Raw genomic sequence first — 17,961 nt, 5'->3', positions numbered from 1 at the left:
GATCAGCTGTTGTCTTTCAGCCCCATCAACGCGGCGGCGAATGGGTTATCGGGATCGATTTTCTTTTCGGGTCTGGGGGGTCTTGCCTGAAACTGCTGCGCGCCTTTGTCGCGGCCCTGTCCCTGCCGCTTGTCACCGCGCGCACCACCCTTCTTGCCTTGCGGTTTTCCCTTACCACGAGGTTTGTCCGAGAATTGCGCCGGTTTTGCCCTGCGATCGGGGCGCATTCCGCCCCAGCGGAACGTATAGAAAACTTCCTGTTCCGGTGCCGCGACCGGTGCATCCGTTGCACCTGCCCCATCGGCGCCCGGCGGGATTTCAACCGGGCTGTCGGGTGGCGCTTCTCCGGGCACATCGACAGGCACCTCGACCGGAGAATCGGCGGGCTCTTCCGCCGGCGGCTCGGTCGGTGTTTCATCCGGTTGAGGCGGCGTTTCCTCGGGCTGTTTCTGCGGCACTTCCTTTGGATCTTGCTGTGCGGCAACCGCGGCCTCGCTGGCCTTGACCTTGGCGCGCTCGCCTTTTTCGGCACTGTAGCCCAGCCCGGTCATCAGATCGGCGAACTGTTCCAGCGTCATACCGGTGATCGACAGCATATCGGCTTTGGCTTCGAACCCGCCACGGCTGTCTTCGGCCCGCACCATATCCGCAAGTCGCTCCAGCATGTCGATGCGGATCGCCCGTGTTCCGGCGGCGCGGTATCCGCACATCGTATGATAGCCCTTGGGCGCATCGGTTTTGGCCGGAACCGTCACCAGTCCGGGCGGCGGGCTTTCGGGAAATTCCTGAAGGTCCTGCGCCAGCGACCACAGCACAAGCCGCAACCGTGTCGGGGCCGGTTTCAGCAGCAAAGGCATGAAAATAGTGAACTGGCCAAAGCGGATACCATGTTTGCGCAGCGCCCCGCGCGCATCCTGATCCAGCGCTTTGACATCGTCGGCCACGTCCGCGCGTTGGAGAATCCCCAATCCTTCGACCATGCGAAATGCAAAGCCGCGCGCAAGTCCGGTAAGGGCTTCGTCCTTCGACAAGGCCAGCAACGGTTCGAACAGGGCTGCGATCTTGCGGTCTATGAAATGCTGCAATCGGCGCTGCACCTTCTGCGCAACATCCACGCCGGCGGCATCATCCACAAAAACCTCTACCTGCGGCTTGAGCGGATCGCTTCCCTTGACAAGTTTGCCCACCGCATGGGTGCCCCACATCAGGCCACCCTGTTCTGTGAAATCGATTTCGGTGTCCGGCGCGTTGTAAAACCGGTCCGCGCGCAGATGGAACTGCGGCGCCAGTGCCTGCAGGGACGCCGCCTTCAGCGTCTTTGCTTCGGCCCCGGCCGCCCCTTTGTCCGGCGAAAACCGGAAGCCTTCCAAACGACCGACAAATTCGCCTTCGACGGTCACATCACCTTTATCATTCACTTCGGCCAAGAGGGCCTCCTTTTGGTTGAGCCGGCGAAGCAAAACTGACGTGCGCCGATCCACAAATCTTTGGGTCAGACGTTCATGTAACGCATCCGACAACCTGTCTTCTACAGCGCGCGTGGCCCCGCGCCAATGGCTTTCGTCCCTTGTCCAGCCTTTGCGTTGCGCGACATAGGTCCATGTGCGGATAAATGCCAGCCGTTTGGACAGCGCATCGATGTCGCCATCGGTGCGATCAATCCGCTGGATTTGGCGCGCCAGCCAGTCATCCGGGATATCGCCGGACTGGTGCAAATAACCGAAAATCGCCTCAAGCAGGCCGGCGTGTTCCGCGTGACTGATACCGCGAAAATCGGGGATGCGGCAAACATCCCACAGCAGCCGGATCGATTGGCCATCCGATGCCCGCGCCCGCACCTCGGCCAGACCCGCAAGGGTGCGCAGCGCAATAAGATCATCCGCGTCACGCGCCTTGACCAGAATGGGGTTGTCCGGCGACGTTTCCAGTGACGCAATCAATCCATCCACACTGCCGAATTGAAAGGCGGGATTGCGCCAGTTCAACTTTTGCAACGGTGTGAACCTGTGCGCCATGATCGCCTGCGCCACGTCGTCGCTCAGCGGGGATGCTTCGCCGGTGACGCCGAAACTGCCATTCGACATGCCGCGCCCTGCGCGCCCCGCGATCTGGGCCAGTTCGTTGGGCGCAAGCGGACGCATCCGCCGCCCGTCAAATTTTGACAATGCGGAAAACGCCACATGGTTGATATCCAGGTTCAGGCCCATCCCGATCGCATCGGTGGCAACCAGATAATCAACCTCGCCATTCTGGTACATATCGACCTGGGCGTTGCGTGTGCGCGGTGAAAGTGCGCCCATTACCACAGCGCACCCGCCCTTTTGGCGACGGATCAGCTCTGCGATTGCATATACATTTTCAACCGAAAACCCGACAATCGCACTGCGTTCTGGCATTCTGCTTATCTTTTTCTGACCATTATAGGTCAGTTGCGACATTCGCTCGCGGTGCAGGAACTGTGCGTCGGGCACCAGCGCCGAAATCGGGCCGCGCATCGTATCCGCGCCCAGAAACAACGTTTCGTGTTGCCCCCGCGCGCGCAGCAACCGGTCGGTAAAGACGTGGCCGCGTTCAGGGTCAGCACATAGCTGGATTTCATCCACGGCCAGGAAATCGCACCCCATACCTTCGGGCATCGCCTCAACAGTGCAGACCCAATATTTCGTGCGTGGGGGAACAATGCGTTCTTCCCCAGTGACGAGCGCCACGACAGACGGTCCGCGAATAGCGACGATCTTGTCATAAACCTCGCGCGCAAGAAGACGCAGCGGCAACCCCATGACGCCGGTTCGATGCCCCAGCATGCGTTCAATCGCATAATGGGTTTTACCTGTGTTTGTCGGGCCCAAAACGGCCACGATCCGCGACGATCCGGTCACTGCTATGTCCCTTCGCGGACGGAGTTTGTTTTAAAGGGGCTGGCCCAGAACGCCGTTTTCCAGACGCTGTATCGCCGTGGTTACTTCGCTATGATGCGGATGTATAGCGCGAACCCGCAGGTAGGCCTGATAGGCGCGATCCGTATCACCCAACTCTTCCAGAATGACACCAAAGCCGAACATCGCATTGTAATTGTCCGGGTTCAGAACCAGTGCCTTGCGCAAATCCCCCAGCGCCGGCCCGTAGAGATCGGACTGGTAAAAGGCCGTGGCCCGCATATGCCATCCTTCGGCAAAATCGGGGGCGTGATCGGTCAGCGCGCTGAAATGTTCGATGGCAGCCGCATAATCGCCCGCATCCATTGCATCACGCCCGCGCTTCAACAACAAATCCATCGAGGCAGAGCCGGTTTTCGACCATTCCGCCTGTACCGCCCTGTCCAGCTGCTTTGCCTTGACAGGTTCGGCGTCTTTCAGCTGTTCCAGCAATGATTTTACATCATCCTGTGCCGCCAAAGGTAAGGAATTCATGACTAGCAGCAGAAATGCCGCAACGGTACATTTGAGATTAATCGCTTTGATGCCCATAACACCGCTAATGTAGCGCGCGTGCAGATGCATTTCCAGACATCTGTGGCCAAATAAGGGAAGACAGACAATGAGCGACGTAATTTCAGAGGCCGTAGCCGTTCTGAACGAAAAACTGGCGGGCACCGATATTGGTGGTACCGCAAAATTCAGCATCGCCGGCGAAGGCGACATTGTGATGGATGCCAGCGGCGCACGTGCCTCGGACGAAGAGGCCGATGTCACGCTCAGCGCAGATGCCGACACTTTCCGCTCGATTCTGGATGGCGAAACCAATCCGACCAGCGCCTTCATGACCGGAAAACTGTCTGTGGACGGCGACATGGGCATGGCGATGAAACTGGCGTCAGCGCTGGCTTGATGCATTTAGAGGCGGCCCCTTTTTTTGACGATGTGGCCGATGGGCCACCGGGCGGGGCCGCCCACTGGTTGCGCGCGTCCGATGGGGTGCGCATCCGCGTAGGCCACTGGGTGCCCGCAAACGCCAAGGGCACGGTTCTGCTGTTTCCGGGCCGCAGCGAATATGTGGAAAAATACGGTCGCGCGGCGGCAGACCTTTATCAGCGTCAGTTTGCGACGATAACAATCGACTGGCGCGGCCAGGGCCTTGCCGACCGGATGCTTGAAGATGCCCGCATCGGGCATGTGCATCGTTTCACAGACTACCAGAAAGACGTGGCAGCCATGGTGCAGGCCGCGCAGGCGCTGGATCTGCCGCGCCCCTATTTTCTGATGGCCCATTCCATGGGCGGATGTATCGGCCTGCGGTCACTTATCGAAGGGTTGCCTGTTCAGGCCGTGGTGTTTTCCGGCCCGATGTGGGGCATCCGCATCGCCCCGACAACGCGCCCCGTCGCTTGGGCACTGTCCTTTGGCAGCGGCTGGATCGGTCAGGGGCACCGCCTGCCCCCCGGCACCAAGATCGATGCCTATGTCACGTCCGAACCGTTCGAAGACAATTTGCTGACCACAGATGCGGACATGCATGATTATATGGTGCGTCAGTTGCGCATCCATCCCGAATTGTCACTTGGCGGCCCCAGCCTGATCTGGTTGCGCGAGGCACTGTGCGAATGCCGGTATCTGGCACGGCGCTGTACGCCGGACCTACCCTGTCTGACAGTGATGGGCGGCAATGAACGCATTGTCGATATCGCGCGCATCAGGGACAGGATGAACACGTGGCCCGGCAGCCGGCTGGACGTGATCGAAGGCGCCGAACACGAGGTTCTGATGGAAAGCGCACAAACCCGCACCCGTATCTTTGATCAGGCAGCCGACCTGTTTTCAAACAACATGGAAAGCAAGGCGTCGGCCCAAAGCGCCTGATCGCAGAACAGGTTTTCGCGAAAGGCTGGGAAATCCCGCCGCCCCTACTATTGTTGGGATATGAAAAACCCGGTTCTGACTTTTACACCAAACGGCATTTATTGCGCCGCAGGCGATTTTTACATCGATCCGTGGCGCCCGGTTGATCGCGCCCTGATCACCCACGGCCATGCGGATCATGCGCGCGCCGGTCACAGCCGCTATCTGGCTACCAGAACCGCCGCACCGGTGATGCGGCACCGTCTGGGCAACATCAGCATTGAAACAACCGGTTACGGCCGCCAACTGAGCATCGGCGATGCAATCGTTTCGTTCCACCCGGCAGGGCATGTACCCGGTTCTGCCCAGATCAGGGTCGAGGTGGGCGGCGAAATCTGGGTCGCGTCCGGCGATTACAAAACCGAAGAGGATGGCCTGTCTGATCCCTTTGAGCCGGTGCGCTGTCACAGCTTTATCACCGAAAGCACCTTTGGCCTGCCCGCGTTTCGCTGGGACACACAGGAACAGGTGGCACAAGATCTGAACGCTTGGTGGGCCTCCTGCGCCGCACAGGGTAAAACCGCGCTTTTGGGGGCCTATGCCCTTGGCAAGGCGCAGCGCCTGATGCGCATGCTGGACCACAACATCGGGCCGATCCTGACCCACGGCGCGGTCGAGGCAACCAATACCGTCCTGCGCGCCGAAGGTATCGATTTGCCCGCCACTGTGCTTGTCACGGGCGATACCAATATCAAGGATCATCCAGGCGCTATCGTGCTGGCCCCGCCCTCGGCCCTGGGCAGTGCATGGGCCCGCAAACTGGGGCCGCATTCGACTGGGTTTGCCAGTGGCTGGATGCGGTTGCGCGGCATCCGGCGCCGCCGCGCGGTCGATCGCGGCTTTGTTGTTTCGGATCATGCCGACTGGACGGGCCTGAACAGCGCCATTCGCGATACCGGCGCAGAAAATATATATGTTACGCATGGTTATACAGATATCTTCACACGTCACCTGAATGAAAAAGGCTATAATGCCAGCATCGTCACAACCGAGTTTCAGGGCGAGGATGCAGACGAGGCGGACATGCCATGAAACAGTTCGCCGCCCTGTTCGACCAGATCGACCAGACAACCAAGACGAACCAGAAGGTGGCCGCCCTTTCGGCCTATTTCCAGTCCGCCCCCGAACAGGACCGATTGTGGACCATCGCGCTGTTTTCAGGGCGGCGGCCGAAACGGGCCGTCACCACAACCCGCCTGCGGGAATGGGCCGCCGAAGTGTCAGAATTGCCGCTGTGGTTGTTAGAGGACACCTATCCCGTTGTCGGTGATCTGGCCGAAACAATCGCCCTGATCCTGCCGCCTGCAAGCTACACATCGGATTACGAATTAACACATTGGATCAATACACTGCGCGATCTTTCTGACGTGGAAGAAGCCACCAGAAAAGACAACGTTTTGTCCGCCTGGGATCAGCTGAACACAACCGAACGGTTCCTGTTTAACAAACTGATCACAGGCGGGTTCCGCATCGGGATCAGCCAGAAACTGATGACGCGGGCGCTGGCGCAGGCCAGCGGCAAACCCGAAACCGAACTGGCCCACCGTTTGATGGGCGACTGGACCCCCGACACCACAACCTACCACGATCTGATCGAGGCCGAAGATGCCAGCGCCGACGCGTCACGGCCCTATCCGTTCTATCTTGCCTACGCGCTGGAGAGTTCGCCCGACGCGTTGGGCGACCCGTCTGGTTGGTACGCAGAATGGAAATGGGATGGCATCCGAGGTCAGCTGATTATCCGCGACGGGCAGTATTTCGTCTGGTCCCGCGGCGAAGAACTGATGACAGACCGTTTTCCCGAACTGGCCCGCGCGGTTGATTTCCTGCCGGACGGCACCGTTCTGGATGGCGAATTGCTTGCGTGGGGCGGCAACGCGCCATTGTCGTTCAGCGCGCTGCAAAAGCGGATCGGGCGCAAAACAGTACCCAAAAAGCTGCTGGCCGAAACGCCGGTTGTTCTGGCGGCCTATGATCTGCTGGAACAGAACGGTCAGGACATGCGCGCCAAACCCTTTGCCGAACGGCGCGCAGCCCTGGAACAGATTGCAAAAGACCTGCCCCGCGATGCCCCCCTGCACCTGCCGCCGCAACTGCGGTTTGACACATGGCGCGATCTGGAAGCGTTGCGCACCGACGCGCGCGCGCATCAAGCCGAAGGTGTCATGCTGAAACGCGCCGACAGCCCCCATCTGGCCGGGCGCAAGAAAGGCGACTGGTGGAAATGGAAGCTGGACCCGTTGGTGATTGATGCCGTGATGATCTATGCGCAGGCCGGACATGGACGGCGCGCCAATCTGTTCACCGATTTCACCTTTGCCGTATGGGACGGCAACGATCTTGTACCCTTCACCAAGGCCTATTCCGGCCTGACAGATGCTGAATTCGCCAAAATCACTGCGTGGGTGCGCAGAAACACCCTGCAACGCTTTGGTCCCGTGCGACAGGTCAAACCACACCACGTCTTTGAAATCGCCTTTGAAGGCATACAGGCCAGCCCGCGCCACAAATCCGGTGTCGCCCTGCGGTTTCCCCGCATGTCACGCTGGCGGCAGGACAAACCGCTGCAAGAGGCCAATTCCTTGGACGATCTGAAAGAAATGCTGCGGGTTTATGGCTAGGTCCGCTTGTGACTCGCGCCCAAGGCTCTTAACTCTGTCACAGATGCAAAAATGAGGGTTCCATGTTCCAACTTCCGTTTCCGGTACGCGATGCAAATGCCACAGGTGGCGCTGACAATCTGGGCAACCTGCCCGAATGGGATCTGAACGATCTTTACACAGGTGAAGACGCGCCCGAACTGAAACGCGATCTGGACTGGCTGGAACAGGCCTGCACCTCTTTCGCCACCGATTACGAAGGCAAACTGGCCGGTCTAGATGCCAACGGCCTGTTGGAATGTGTGCTGCGCAATGAACGGATCAGCACGATTGCCGGGCGTATCATGTCCTTTGCCGGATTGCGCTATTACCAGCACACCACAGATGCAGGCCGCGCCAAGTTCATGTCGGACATGCAGGAAAAGATCACCAACTTCACCACCCCGCTGGTGTTTTTCACGCTGGAACTGAACCGGCTGGAAGATGATCATCTGGCGGCGTTGTTGCACCAGAACCCGGATCTGGCGCGCTACAAGCCTGTGTTCGACCGCATCCGCGCGATGAAACCCTATCAGTTGTCGGACGAGTTGGAAAAATTCCTGCACGATCTGGGGGTCGTGGGCGATGCGTGGGAACGGCTGTTTGATGAAACCATTGCCGGCCTCACATTCGACGTGAACGGTGAAACCCTGGGCATCGAAAGCACGCTAAACCTGCTGACCGATCCGGACCGCGAAAAACGGCAGGCCGGTGCCGAAGAACTGGCGCGCGTGTTCGGCGAAAACGTGAAAACCTTTGCCCGCGTGCACAACACACAGACCAAGGAAAAGGAAATCGTTGACCGCTGGCGCGGCATGCCCACTGCGCAAACCGGCCGCCATCTGTCAAATGATGTCGAACCCGAAGTGGTCGAAGCCCTGCGCGAGGCGGTTGTCGCCGCCTATCCGCGCCTCAGCCACCGCTATTACGATCTGAAACGCAAATGGCTGGGGCTGGACCGGATGCAGGTCTGGGACCGCAATGCCCCCCTGCCGATGGAAGATCCGACCATCGTCAACTGGGATCAGGCACAAAAGATGGTGATGGATGCGTATTCTGCTTTTGATCCCCGTATGGGCGAACTGGCCGAACCGTTTTTCAACAAGGGCTGGATTGATGCGGGTGTAAAACCCGGCAAAGCCCCCGGCGCCTTTGCCCACCCCACCGTGACCGAAGTGCACCCCTATGTGATGTTGAACTATCTGGGCAAACCGCGCGACGTGATGACCCTCGCGCATGAACTGGGGCACGGCGTGCATCAGGTGCTGGCCGCCGATCAGGGCGAAATGCTGTCCTCGACCCCGCTGACACTCGCGGAAACGGCATCGGTGTTCGGTGAAATGCTGACATTCCGCAAGATGCTGGACAACGCGAAAACCGATGCGCAACGCAAGGTTCTGCTGGCTGGCAAGGTCGAAGACATGATCAACACGGTCGTGCGCCAGATCGCGTTTTACGATTTCGAATGCAAGCTGCACGCCGCACGGCGCGGCGGCGAACTGACGCCGGATGATATCAACGCGTTGTGGATGTCGGTGCAGGCCGAAAGCCTTGGACCTGCCTTTGATTTCATGGACGGGTATGAAACGTTCTGGGCCTACATCCCGCATTTCGTCCACTCGCCGTTTTATGTCTATGCCTATGCCTTTGGTGACGGCCTCGTGAACGCGCTGTATTCGGTTTACGCCGAGGGCGATGACGGGTTCGAGGACAAGTATTTCGACATGCTGAAAGCGGGCGGGTCAAAGCACCACAAGGAATTGCTGGCGCCCTTCGGGCTGGACGCGTCCGACCCGAAATTCTGGGACAAGGGCCTAAGCATGATTGAAGGCCTGATCGACGAACTGGAAGCGATGGAAGGGTAAGAACACCCTCTTCAAGGCCGCGAAATTTTCAGAGTTTCGCGCGCCTGTCGCCGTGGTCGCTTACTTCAACTGGCTGTCCTTGCTGCCCCGCCGGTTGATGCCGACGCGTGTTTTGCGTTGGCTGTCGCGTTCCTGCATACAGTCGATGCACAGTTTTACGCCGGGGATCGCGGCGCGGCGCGCCTCGGGGATCGGTTCTTCGCAGTCCGCGCAATGGGTCAGGCTGTCACCGACGGGGGCCTTGCGCGCCTTCAGCCGCGCCAGTTCGTCATTTATCGACGCTTCGATCTGTTCGCTCACGGCGCCGTCACGCGCCCATCCTCCGGCCATCGCTCACACTCCTTTGTACCTCGCATATTTAAGGCATCTGCCCTCACCTGCCAACAAGAACGGGTGGGTCGCCCTTTGGCAGAAAACGGTGCCGTGCGCAGGAAAGGCCCGCTTCATTGTACGTAGCGCATAAGCTCTTCTGCGCGGCCCCGCCCAAGCTTGATCTTGCAGGAATTGATCGCGATCCCTGTTCCGGAACCGCCTCCGAAAGTTGCCCCGACATAGTCGCATTGTGCATCGCGATAGGCTGACCAGGCCGCCTGTGCGGCTTCCAGAGCAGGTACCGCCACCGTTCGATCAGTTACGTTGTCAAGCTCTGCCGCAGAACTCATCGCGAAGCCCAGATAGATGTCGACAGTCGCATCGACCCGCTCAAGTGTATCGGCGACACAGGCCCCGATCTCGACCTGACTGCTTCCGCCGCATTCTGTTGCCGGATCGGACAGGGCGATGCCGGGCAGGCAGGTCAACAAGAACAGTTTCATGCCAAGACTTCGCATGACAAATCTCCTTTTGCTCATCAATCAATCCTTGCCAGGCTAACTTGGCAGACGTCGACAAACACCATCCATTCAATACATTTCTTGCACGGAGTCTTGAAATCAGCCGTCGTGTCCTTCGCAGCAAAAGTCCGCGCCCGGCCCAGCACAGACAAGAAAGCCTAGTTTTTGGCCGCCCACCGCGTTTTCACGATCAACTTTGGTTGGCGCCACGCATGCGTCGGATACTTCCCCGAATTGCGCGCCAGTTATCTGCTTCATCGTTGTTTCCGGCGTTCTTGAACCGCTTTTCGCACTGAGCGGCCTCAAATTCTGCTTTGTCTCCGTGAGTACGGTACAAAGCGCGAGCGATTTCCGTAATTTTGATGGTATCCATGGTCTTCCCTCCGTTGGTCAAAACGTCAAAGCAATGGTCAAGAGGATCGGCAAAGTGCATGTCGTCGAGACAATTTTTCCGCGCGCCGCAGCGCTGGCCTTCGCAACATTTTTATCGGCTGAATCGTCACAGATCCGGCCAATATCACTGACCCGTCACAAGACATGACAGCCTTTGCGCCTCTCTTCCAGCATACATAAAAAGGTGCGCAGGATCAATTTTGTTTGCCTTGCACCGTTGGGGCAGGCCTTGGTTTCTATCTCAGAGCAAGCGATTTTTCATCGTTCTTTTTGCAATGGTGCCAGCCAAACAGGAACACCTGAAACCGAACCCTGCGATCTGCCTCTCTACCAAAAAAGGGCGGCCCCGCAGGACCGCCCGTTTCCATGTCACTCAAGACCGACGCAAGGTTACGCTGTGGCCAGCATGCCTTTTTCTTTGGCCAGATCACGCATCCGTTTTTGCAGTTTTTCAAACGCGCGCACCTCGATCTGACGGATACGTTCGCGGCTTACGTCATATTGGCCACTCAGATCTTCCAGCGTTACCGCCTTGTCGGCCAGACGCCGCTGGGTCAGGATATCCTTTTCCCGGTCATTCAGCACGTCCAGCGCCTGTGCCAGCAATTCGCGCCGCGCTTCCAGTTCGTCGCGCTCGGCGTAATCTCCGGCCTGGTCGGCATCTTCGTCTTCCAGCCAGTCCTGCCATTGCATCGTACCTTCGCCTTCGGACCCGACCGTTGCGTTCAAAGACGCATCACCACCCGACAGGCGGCGGTTCATCGAGATCACTTCGTCTTCGGTCACGCCCAGATCGGTCGCGATCCGCTTGACGTTTTCAGGGCGCAAATCGCCATCTTCCAGCGCGCCGATTTTGGATTTGGCTTTGCGCAGGTTGAAAAACAGCTTTTTCTGCGCCGATGTCGTACCCAGTTTCACCAACGACCAGCTGCGCAGGATGTATTCCTGAATGCTGGCGCGGATCCACCACATCGCATAGGTCGCAAGGCGAAAGCCCTTTTCCGGATCAAACCGCTTGACGGCCTGCATCAGGCCCACATTCGCCTCTGAAATCACTTCGGCCTGCGGCAGGCCGTATCCGCGATATCCCATCGCGATTTTGGCCGCCAATCGCAGATGCGATGTGACCATCTTGTGGGCTGCTTCCGTGTCCTGTTCTTCGACCCAGCGCTTGGCCAGCATATATTCCTCTTCCGGTTCCAGCAGCGGGAATTTCCGGATTTCCTGCATATACCGGTTCAGACCGCCTTCGGGCGTCGGTGCCGGCAGATTTGCGTAGTTTGCCATTTTCTGTCCCCTCCCAATGTTTAAGGGCTTAACATACCATATGGGTCGTGGTCGCACCCCTTTCAAGGGGCATATGATGTTCCTTTAACGCTATAATGGCAGCTTTCCGTCGCTGTGAAAGTCACGTGTCAGTGCGCTCACGCGCATGTGCTGTTCATGTCAAAGCGCGCGATGACATTAAACCGCCCTATGCACCCTGATCTGCCGGACTACGCAATGCGGCAATCAACGCGACCATATCGGGCGGCAATGGGGCCTCAAACCGCATCGCTTCGCCGGTGACCGGGTGGTCAAAACCCAAAACGGCCGCATGCAGCGCCTGACGGGAAAACGCGGCAACGGCGGCGCGCCCGGTTTCGGAAATCGCCTTGGCCGACAATTTGCGCCGCCCGCCATAGGTCGGATCGCCGATCAGGGCATGTCCCGCATGCGCCATATGAACCCGGATTTGATGGGTCCGGCCGGTTTCCAGCCAGCATTCAACCAGCGATGCAACCGGTGGGTTTCCGAACGCCTCGACAATGCGGGCGCGGGTGACAGCGTGCCGCCCCCCCTGAAACAGCACCGCCTGACGCTGCCGGTCAGTCTTGTGCCGGGCCAGTTGCGTGGTCAGGCGCAGAATATTGCCTGCCTCAAAGCTTGCGCCCCTGATCCCGCGCAGACGCGGATCATTGGCATCGGGAACGCCGTAGACGACTGCGTTGTAATACCGCTCCACGCTGTGCTTTTCGAACTGAGCCGCCAACCCGTGATGCGCAGCATCCGATTTGGCCACCACCAGCAGACCGCTGGTCTCCTTGTCGATCCGGTGCACGATACCGGGGCGTTTCATCCCACCGACGCCGGACAGGTCATCGCCGCAATGCGCCAGCAGCGCATTCACCAACGTACCCGAAGGGCTGCCCGGTGCAGGGTGGACTACCATGCCCGCCGGTTTGTTGATGACAATCAGGTCGGCGTCTTCAAACACCACATCCAGCGGGATAGGTTCCGGCGCGATATGGCTGTCCTGGGGTGCATCCACAACAATGCTGATGCTGGCCCCTTGTGCAACTCTGGCCTTGGGATCGTCGGCGATCACGCCATCCACATGCACCGCACCATCTGCGATCAGCCGCGCCAGCCGCGTCCGCGACAGAACCGCATCCTCTGGCACATCGCGGGCAAGCGCCTTATCAAGGCGGGGCGGCGGATCTTCCGCGATGGTGAATGTAACACGGCGGATGTCCATGCAAGACCCTTCTGAACTGACCCCGGAACCGGCCAATTTGCGTTTCCTGCGGCGTCTGGTGACACTGCTGACCGCAACGATGATTGGCGGCCTGTTTATCATCATTGCCCTCTTTGTCATCCGTTTCTCTGACCGTCCAGCCCCCCTGCCCGATGAGATCACTTTACCTGACGGGGCCACGGCCAGTGCGTTCACCCAGGGCGACGGCTGGTATGCCGTGGTGACGCGGCAGAACACGATCCTGATTTTCGATCGGGGCAGCGGTGCCCTGCGCCAAAGCATCGATATAAAAACGGGCGATTAGGAAGCCTTTCGCTTTTCAGCACAATCGCGACCTTGAAGCCGTGATTGTATCTGTTCTGATCACAATTTCGCCGCATTAAGCCCCTAGAACCCGACAGAACAGCCACCCGTGCCGGTGGCCCGTTTCGCGTGACAACACAGGGCAAAGCATGAGCAGTACCGACACACATCCACATCTGCACCCATCGCCCGCGCGCAGAAAGCAATGGGTCGTTCCGGCCGTTTTCACGCTGACCATTTTTGTCAGCGCATCCCTGTTGTTCTTCGTCCAGCCGCTGTTCGCCAAGCTGGTGCTGCCCCAGATCGGCGGCGCGCCGGGGGTGTGGACCACGGCGATGCTGTTTTTTCAGGTTGTTTTGCTGGTCGGGTATATCTACGCGCACCTTCTGACCCGCCATGTCCCGCTGAAATGGCAATTGCCCATCCATCTTGCGGTGTGGGCCGGTGCGTTGTGGTTTCTGCCCCTGTCGGTCAGCGAAAGCTGGGCTTACGATCCGACAGCATCGACAGCGTGGCAAACGCTGTCCCTGTTCGCTCTGGGAGTGGGCGTGCCGTTTGGCATGTTGTCGGCCAACGCGCCCTTGCTGCAATCGTGGTATGCCAAATCGGACGGCCCGTCTGCGCATGACCCCTATTTTCTTTACGGTGCCTGCAATTTCGGATCGCTTCTGGCGCTTCTGGGGTTTCCCTTGCTGGCCGAACCCCTGTTCGGGGCACAGGCCATCGGCTGGGGCTGGGCGGCGGGTTTTGTCGCGTTCGGCGCGCTATTGATGATCAGCGGTCTGCTGACCCTGCGGGCCAGACCGGCCCCGCAAACAGGCGATACGCGCGTTCATATCGTGGCACCACCCACCAACATCACCGCATCAACCGTGGCGATCTGGCTGCTTCTGGCCTTTGTTCCATCCACGCTGATGTTGTCGATCACCACCAAGATCAGCACCGATCTGGGATCATTCCCGCTGATCTGGGTCGTGCCGCTGTCGCTGTACATCCTGAGTTTCGTCATCGCCTTTTCCAACCGCCCGCTGTTTTCGAATGCCGTATCACGCCCGCTTGCCGCAGGCGCGATTGCCGTGATGGCCGTTTTGATGAGCCATCAGTCCAGCGGCATCCAGACATGGCTAAGTGCGCTGTTGTTCGCACCGGCGCTGTTTATCGTCGCGGTTCATGCCCACAGGGCGCTATATGAACGCCGCCCCGACGCGGCGCACCTTACGCTGTTTTACATCATCATGTCGGTGGGGGGCGCATTGGGCGGCCTGTTCAATTCCATCATCGCCCCGGTGGCATTCAGCGGCATCTACGAAGGAGTGATTTCGGTCATATTGGCGGCGCTGCTTTTGACGCTGGGCACCAAAACCATCCCCGTGCGCCCGCTGGCCCACGGGTTGCTGTCAGCGGCGGCGGTGCTGTTCGCCTTCAGCCTGCTGCGCGGCACCGACAGCGAAGGCCCCGTTGCCATGATCACATCACTGGGGTTGATGGCCGGATTCGCGATTCTACTGGCCAGACTGGCGCGCGCGCCGGTGGCCATTCTGGCGGCTGTGGTGGTGTTTCTGGGGGCTGACATGCTGTCGCTAAGCAAGGATTACACGTTCAAGGACCGCAGCTTTTCGGCGCGCATACGGTCTATGATACCGACGGATTGCGCGTTTACGGCAACGGAACCACGATCCACGGCTATCAATATGTCGATGAAACCGGCACCCGTCCGACACCGCTGTCCTATTACCATGCAAACAGCCCGATGGCGCAGATCCTGACCACGACAGACGGCATTGAAACCGCCCGGATCGGCATTGTCGGACTGGGCGTCGGATCGCTGGCCTGTTACGCCCGGCCGGGCCAGTCGTGGGAGTATTACGAGATCGACGAAATGGTGGACCGCGTGGCGCGCACGCCCGAGATGTTCAATTTCATGTCCCATTGCGCACCGGACTCCAGCACCCATCTGGGGGATGCGCGCATTGTTCTGGCACAGCAGGATCTGACATTTGATATCATGGTCCTTGATGCCTACAGCTCGGATTCGATTCCGGTGCATCTGGTCACGCGCGAAGCGGTTGAAATGTATCTTGACCGTCTGGCGTCAAACGGGGTTTTGGTGTTCCACATTTCCAACCGCTATTACGATCTGACCCAGCCACTGGCGCGCATCGCAGGCGAAACCCGTCTGTTGGCCGCCAAACGCGTAGATGCCCCCGACCCCGCCGCGCCGCTGCCAAAGGGCGCCAAACCGTCTGTCGTGATGATGCTGACGCCGGATGCCGGCAAAATGTCGGCCCTGCTGCGCGATCCGCGCTGGCGCGCCGTGGCATCGGATGGCGGTACTGCCTGGACGGATGATCACGCCCATCTGCTGTCGGCCCTCAAGTAAAGGAAGAATGGTACCACCTCCCCGGCTCGAACGGGGGACCTCTTGATCCACAATCAAGCGCTCTAACCTACTGAGCTAAGGCGGCACACGGTGGGGATTTAGCGCCCATGGCCGATGATTGCAAGAGGTTAAGGGCGACTAAGAACCGCCAGCGACACCCCCAGAATTGCGATGCTCAATCCCAGAGCAAACCCCGCGGTCAGCGGTTCGCCCAAGGCCAGCGCCCCGACAATTGCGGCAGTGATCGGCGAAATGCCCATCAGCACCGTCGCCTCGCCCGGGCCGGTATGTTTCAGCGCGGTCAACCACAAAAGATATCCCGCCCCGCTTAGAAATCCGATGGCCAGAACCATCGCCCATTGACCGGGAAGCAGTACCGACAGTTGCGCCATCGGCGTTTCGATCAGACTGGCGGGAAACAGGCTGAGCGCGGCGGCAAACATGGCGATCGCCCCGACCTGCAAGGTCGGGTATTTTTGCAGATAGGGGCGGTAATAGATCGAACAGGCAGCCGCAGAGCCTGCCGCCAGAAACACCAGCCCCGCCCCGAACCCGCTGGTCGGCAGGGTATTGGCCCCCAGACAGATTGCCACCCCGACCACGGAAATCAGCGCCCCCAACACCCGCAGCAGCGTCATTTTCTCGCGCCCCAGCGCTGCAGCCAGCGCGATTGTCAAAATCGGGAACATCCCGAACACAACCGCCCCCTGCGCCGCAGACACATAGTGCAATCCATAATTGACAAGCGCCACGGTGATCCCGAATTGCACCACCCCCAGCAACAGGATCGGCCCCCTGTCAGCCGGCGCAATACGGGCCGGTCGCAGGCGCAGAAAAAACGGGGCCAGCACCATTACCGCAATGCTGTAGCGCAAAAACGCCAGTGTCATCGGGCTGATGTCATCCGCCAGCGCACGGGTCAGCACCATGGCCAATCCGGTCTGAACCCCCGTTATGGCTGCGGCGATCTGGCCGCGCCGGCGGCTCAAAACCGGATGCTCCAGTTTTGTTCCACATTGTCACGACCAAAGGAATGCACCGGCGTCGCACTGTCCAGCGACCAGCCATTGCGCTGATAAAGCACCCCTGCCGCCTTGTGGCTTTCGTGGGTCCACAACCGCATTCCACGATAACCGGCATCCCGTGCGAACTGCATGCAGGTGTGCAGCATCCGCGTGCCCAGACCGGTGCCGCGCGCCTTAGGCAACAACAGGAACACCCGCAATTTTGCAGTGTATTCGTCCAGCCGGACGCAAAAAATGCTGCCCAGACGTTCTTCACCCTGCGCGGCGATCCATCCGGCTTCGCATGCGGGGTCGTGGTGCGCCAGAAAATCAGTCAGGACATCATCAACCAAAGCGCCAAAACTGTCATCGAACCCTTCGTCGCGCGCATAAAGCGTACTGTGTTGCCGAACCAGCCAGTCTTTGTCATCTGGCCGAAAGCGGCGCAGTTCAATGTCTTGCGTCATGCGCGCAGCAAAGCACGCCCCCACTTGCCAAGCAAGGCCTTGCGCGCTAGCACATGACACCTAAAATCAGGAGGCCGGCATGGGCATCGACACAGAGCGCGATATCGAAGCAAACTTGCAAATCGGCCCGACCGACAAAGGCATGGTGCGCATCTTTGTCGAAGCGAACGGCATTGAAATCCCGATGGATTTCGACCCCGAAGAAGCCGACGACATCGCCGAGGAAATTCGCGCGGCCGCCGTGGCCGCACGCGCCGTCAAACGCTGAACGCCGGCCCCATTGCCGGATCGCGCAGACGTTGCAGGCGGCGGGCTGCATGACTGGCAAATTTCTGGATCACCACCTTGCGCCGCGCCGGTGCAAGTTTGTGTTCCGGGGCCATACGAATGATTTCGGCGTCATAGGCATCGGCGATGATCAGGCCGGTTTGCTCCGGCAACAGATCGGTGGGAAAATCGCAATCCACCGCCCAGAAATACCGGTCGCACCACTCCAGATAGCCCTGCCATTTGCAGTCCGTCTGAAAATCCGCACGCGAGGATTTGCATTCGATAATCCACACCTCGCCTTTTGGGCCCAACCCCATCACATCCACACGCAATCCACGCGCAGGTACGAATTCTTCAATAGAAGCAATATCGTGGCTGCTCAGATGGCGTGATACGCCGCGGGCCAGAAGCTGGCCGGGCTGCAATAAGGAAGGGGTCACATCCGACATGGCTC

Annotated in this window: 19 protein-coding genes and 1 tRNA gene; 9 read left to right on the top strand and 11 right to left on the bottom strand. The window is 59.3% G+C overall.

Annotated features, from left to right (window positions below):
* Positions 1-2 precede the first annotated feature (2 nt).
* Both OLX72_RS13260 and OLX72_RS13255 read right to left on the bottom strand, forming a co-directional pair.
* On the bottom strand, positions 3-2,879 hold the full coding sequence (locus tag OLX72_RS13260; RefSeq protein ID WP_433988867.1) for a helicase-related protein: 2,877 nt from the start codon (positions 2,877-2,879) through the stop codon (positions 3-5).
* Between the two features lie 30 nt (positions 2,880-2,909).
* Positions 2,910-3,410, bottom strand: coding sequence for a tetratricopeptide repeat protein (locus tag OLX72_RS13255; protein WP_433988866.1), 501 nt, complete (start codon positions 3,408-3,410; stop codon positions 2,910-2,912).
* Between the two features lie 127 nt (positions 3,411-3,537).
* Here OLX72_RS13255 and OLX72_RS13250 point away from each other — a divergent pair, with 127 nt between their 5' ends.
* From OLX72_RS13250 to OLX72_RS13230, 5 genes are all read left to right on the top strand, one after another.
* A complete protein-coding gene (locus tag OLX72_RS13250) occupies positions 3,538-3,828 on the top strand; it encodes an SCP2 sterol-binding domain-containing protein (RefSeq protein WP_114870864.1) in 291 nt (96 codons plus the stop codon).
* Entirely contained in the window at positions 3,828-4,796 is a 969-nt protein-coding gene (locus OLX72_RS13245; protein WP_433988865.1) for an alpha/beta fold hydrolase, read from the top strand. The genes OLX72_RS13250 and OLX72_RS13245 overlap by 1 nt, the downstream gene beginning before the upstream one ends.
* 60 nt (positions 4,797-4,856) lie before the next feature.
* The gene (locus tag OLX72_RS13240) at positions 4,857-5,867 is read left to right on the top strand and encodes a ligase-associated DNA damage response exonuclease (RefSeq protein ID WP_433988864.1); all 1,011 of its coding nucleotides are present in this window, start codon (positions 4,857-4,859) and stop codon (positions 5,865-5,867) included.
* Positions 5,864-7,456 carry an ATP-dependent DNA ligase gene (locus OLX72_RS13235; protein WP_433988863.1) on the top strand — a complete coding sequence of 531 codons (1,593 nt, stop codon included), beginning with the start codon at positions 5,864-5,866 and terminating at the stop codon, positions 7,454-7,456. Before OLX72_RS13240 ends, OLX72_RS13235 begins: the two co-directional genes overlap by 4 nt.
* A 62-nt stretch (positions 7,457-7,518) precedes the next feature.
* The gene (locus OLX72_RS13230; RefSeq protein ID WP_114870868.1) at positions 7,519-9,339 is read left to right on the top strand and encodes a M3 family oligoendopeptidase; all 1,821 of its coding nucleotides are present in this window, start codon (positions 7,519-7,521) and stop codon (positions 9,337-9,339) included.
* Between the two features lie 60 nt (positions 9,340-9,399).
* Here the strand turns inward: OLX72_RS13230 and OLX72_RS13225 are convergent, their stop codons facing one another.
* The 5 genes from OLX72_RS13225 to OLX72_RS13205 all read right to left on the bottom strand — a co-directional run bounded on the left by OLX72_RS13225 (position 9,400) and on the right by OLX72_RS13205 (position 13,083).
* Complete coding sequence (locus OLX72_RS13225; RefSeq protein ID WP_114870869.1) at positions 9,400-9,669, bottom strand: DksA/TraR family C4-type zinc finger protein; 270 nt, start codon at positions 9,667-9,669, stop codon at positions 9,400-9,402.
* A gap of 113 nt (positions 9,670-9,782) precedes the next feature.
* Entirely contained in the window at positions 9,783-10,190 is a 408-nt protein-coding gene (locus tag OLX72_RS13220; protein WP_368073713.1) for a lysozyme inhibitor LprI family protein, read from the bottom strand.
* 172 nt (positions 10,191-10,362) lie between these two features.
* Positions 10,363-10,545: a hypothetical protein gene (locus OLX72_RS13215; RefSeq protein ID WP_114872331.1), complete on the bottom strand. Its 183-nt coding sequence runs from the start codon at positions 10,543-10,545 to the stop codon at positions 10,363-10,365.
* A gap of 410 nt (positions 10,546-10,955) precedes the next feature.
* Positions 10,956-11,852: an RNA polymerase sigma factor RpoH gene (gene rpoH / locus OLX72_RS13210; protein ID WP_114870871.1), complete on the bottom strand. Its 897-nt coding sequence runs from the start codon at positions 11,850-11,852 to the stop codon at positions 10,956-10,958.
* Between the two features lie 187 nt (positions 11,853-12,039).
* Positions 12,040-13,083 (bottom strand): RluA family pseudouridine synthase, encoded by a 1,044-nt coding sequence (locus tag OLX72_RS13205; RefSeq protein WP_114870872.1) that lies wholly within the window; start codon positions 13,081-13,083, stop codon positions 12,040-12,042.
* On the opposite strand from OLX72_RS13205, the gene OLX72_RS13200 reads away from it, so the two are divergent.
* From OLX72_RS13200 to OLX72_RS13190, 3 genes are all read left to right on the top strand, one after another.
* Positions 13,082-13,387, top strand: coding sequence for a DUF6476 family protein (locus OLX72_RS13200; RefSeq protein WP_114870873.1), 306 nt, complete (start codon positions 13,082-13,084; stop codon positions 13,385-13,387). The genes OLX72_RS13205 and OLX72_RS13200 overlap by 2 nt on opposite strands.
* Before the next feature lie 148 nt (positions 13,388-13,535).
* Positions 13,536-15,152, top strand: coding sequence for a hypothetical protein (locus tag OLX72_RS13195; RefSeq protein WP_433988862.1), 1,617 nt, complete (start codon positions 13,536-13,538; stop codon positions 15,150-15,152).
* Positions 15,137-15,766 carry a spermidine synthase gene (locus OLX72_RS13190; protein WP_433988861.1) on the top strand — a complete coding sequence of 210 codons (630 nt, stop codon included), beginning with the start codon at positions 15,137-15,139 and terminating at the stop codon, positions 15,764-15,766. Before OLX72_RS13195 ends, OLX72_RS13190 begins: the two co-directional genes overlap by 16 nt.
* A gap of 8 nt (positions 15,767-15,774) precedes the next feature.
* Here the strand turns inward: OLX72_RS13190 and OLX72_RS13185 are convergent.
* The 3 genes from OLX72_RS13185 to OLX72_RS13175 form a co-directional block, all read right to left on the bottom strand.
* Positions 15,775-15,851, bottom strand: a tRNA-His gene (locus OLX72_RS13185).
* Positions 15,852-15,894: 43 nt separating this feature from the next.
* Complete coding sequence (locus OLX72_RS13180; RefSeq protein WP_114870874.1) at positions 15,895-16,755, bottom strand: DMT family transporter; 861 nt, start codon at positions 16,753-16,755, stop codon at positions 15,895-15,897.
* Positions 16,752-17,237, bottom strand: a complete 486-nt coding sequence (locus OLX72_RS13175; RefSeq protein ID WP_114870875.1) for a GNAT family N-acetyltransferase — start codon at positions 17,235-17,237, stop codon at positions 16,752-16,754. Before OLX72_RS13175 ends, OLX72_RS13180 begins: the two co-directional genes overlap by 4 nt.
* Positions 17,238-17,316: 79 nt before the next feature.
* On the opposite strand from OLX72_RS13175, the gene OLX72_RS13170 reads away from it, so the two are divergent.
* Positions 17,317-17,505 (top strand): DUF6324 family protein, encoded by a 189-nt coding sequence (locus OLX72_RS13170; RefSeq protein WP_114870876.1) that lies wholly within the window; start codon positions 17,317-17,319, stop codon positions 17,503-17,505.
* Here OLX72_RS13170 and OLX72_RS13165 read toward each other — a convergent pair.
* On the bottom strand, positions 17,495-17,956 hold the full coding sequence (locus OLX72_RS13165) for an MmcB family DNA repair protein (protein WP_114870877.1): 462 nt from the start codon (positions 17,954-17,956) through the stop codon (positions 17,495-17,497). The two genes, OLX72_RS13170 and OLX72_RS13165, sit on opposite strands and share 11 nt — an antisense overlap.
* Between the last annotated feature and the right edge of the window lie 5 nt (positions 17,957-17,961).

The organism is Sulfitobacter sp. TBRI5, from assembly GCF_051013555.1.
Taxonomy (GTDB): Bacteria; Pseudomonadota; Alphaproteobacteria; order Rhodobacterales; family Rhodobacteraceae; genus JL08.
Note: the sequence above shows the minus strand (reverse complement) of the source record. Positions and strands in the feature narration are given on the sequence as shown.

What these genes read in the sequence shown, in the direction of transcription:
- OLX72_RS13255 (WP_433988866.1), bottom strand. Translation starts at nt 3,410, where the DNA reads ATGAATTCCTTACCTTTGGCGGCACAGGATGATGTAAAATCATTGCTG.
- OLX72_RS13250 (WP_114870864.1), top strand. Translation starts at nt 3,538, where the DNA reads ATGAGCGACGTAATTTCAGAGGCCGTAGCCGTTCTGAACGAAAAACTG.
- OLX72_RS13245 (WP_433988865.1), top strand. Translation starts at nt 3,828, where the DNA reads ATGCATTTAGAGGCGGCCCCTTTTTTTGACGATGTGGCCGATGGGCCA.
- OLX72_RS13240 (WP_433988864.1), top strand. Translation starts at nt 4,857, where the DNA reads ATGAAAAACCCGGTTCTGACTTTTACACCAAACGGCATTTATTGCGCC.
- OLX72_RS13235 (WP_433988863.1), top strand. Translation starts at nt 5,864, where the DNA reads ATGAAACAGTTCGCCGCCCTGTTCGACCAGATCGACCAGACAACCAAG.
- OLX72_RS13230 (WP_114870868.1), top strand. Translation starts at nt 7,519, where the DNA reads ATGTTCCAACTTCCGTTTCCGGTACGCGATGCAAATGCCACAGGTGGC.
- OLX72_RS13225 (WP_114870869.1), bottom strand. Translation starts at nt 9,669, where the DNA reads ATGGCCGGAGGATGGGCGCGTGACGGCGCCGTGAGCGAACAGATCGAA.
- OLX72_RS13220 (WP_368073713.1), bottom strand. Translation starts at nt 10,190, where the DNA reads ATGAGCAAAAGGAGATTTGTCATGCGAAGTCTTGGCATGAAACTGTTC.
- OLX72_RS13215 (WP_114872331.1), bottom strand. Translation starts at nt 10,545, where the DNA reads ATGGATACCATCAAAATTACGGAAATCGCTCGCGCTTTGTACCGTACT.
- rpoH (WP_114870871.1), bottom strand. Translation starts at nt 11,852, where the DNA reads ATGGCAAACTACGCAAATCTGCCGGCACCGACGCCCGAAGGCGGTCTG.
- OLX72_RS13200 (WP_114870873.1), top strand. Translation starts at nt 13,082, where the DNA reads ATGCAAGACCCTTCTGAACTGACCCCGGAACCGGCCAATTTGCGTTTC.
- OLX72_RS13205 (WP_114870872.1), bottom strand. Translation starts at nt 13,083, where the DNA reads ATGGACATCCGCCGTGTTACATTCACCATCGCGGAAGATCCGCCGCCC.
- OLX72_RS13195 (WP_433988862.1), top strand. Translation starts at nt 13,536, where the DNA reads ATGAGCAGTACCGACACACATCCACATCTGCACCCATCGCCCGCGCGC.
- OLX72_RS13190 (WP_433988861.1), top strand. Translation starts at nt 15,137, where the DNA reads ATGGCGCAGATCCTGACCACGACAGACGGCATTGAAACCGCCCGGATC.
- OLX72_RS13175 (WP_114870875.1), bottom strand. Translation starts at nt 17,237, where the DNA reads ATGACGCAAGACATTGAACTGCGCCGCTTTCGGCCAGATGACAAAGAC.
- OLX72_RS13170 (WP_114870876.1), top strand. Translation starts at nt 17,317, where the DNA reads ATGGGCATCGACACAGAGCGCGATATCGAAGCAAACTTGCAAATCGGC.
- OLX72_RS13165 (WP_114870877.1), bottom strand. Translation starts at nt 17,956, where the DNA reads ATGTCGGATGTGACCCCTTCCTTATTGCAGCCCGGCCAGCTTCTGGCC.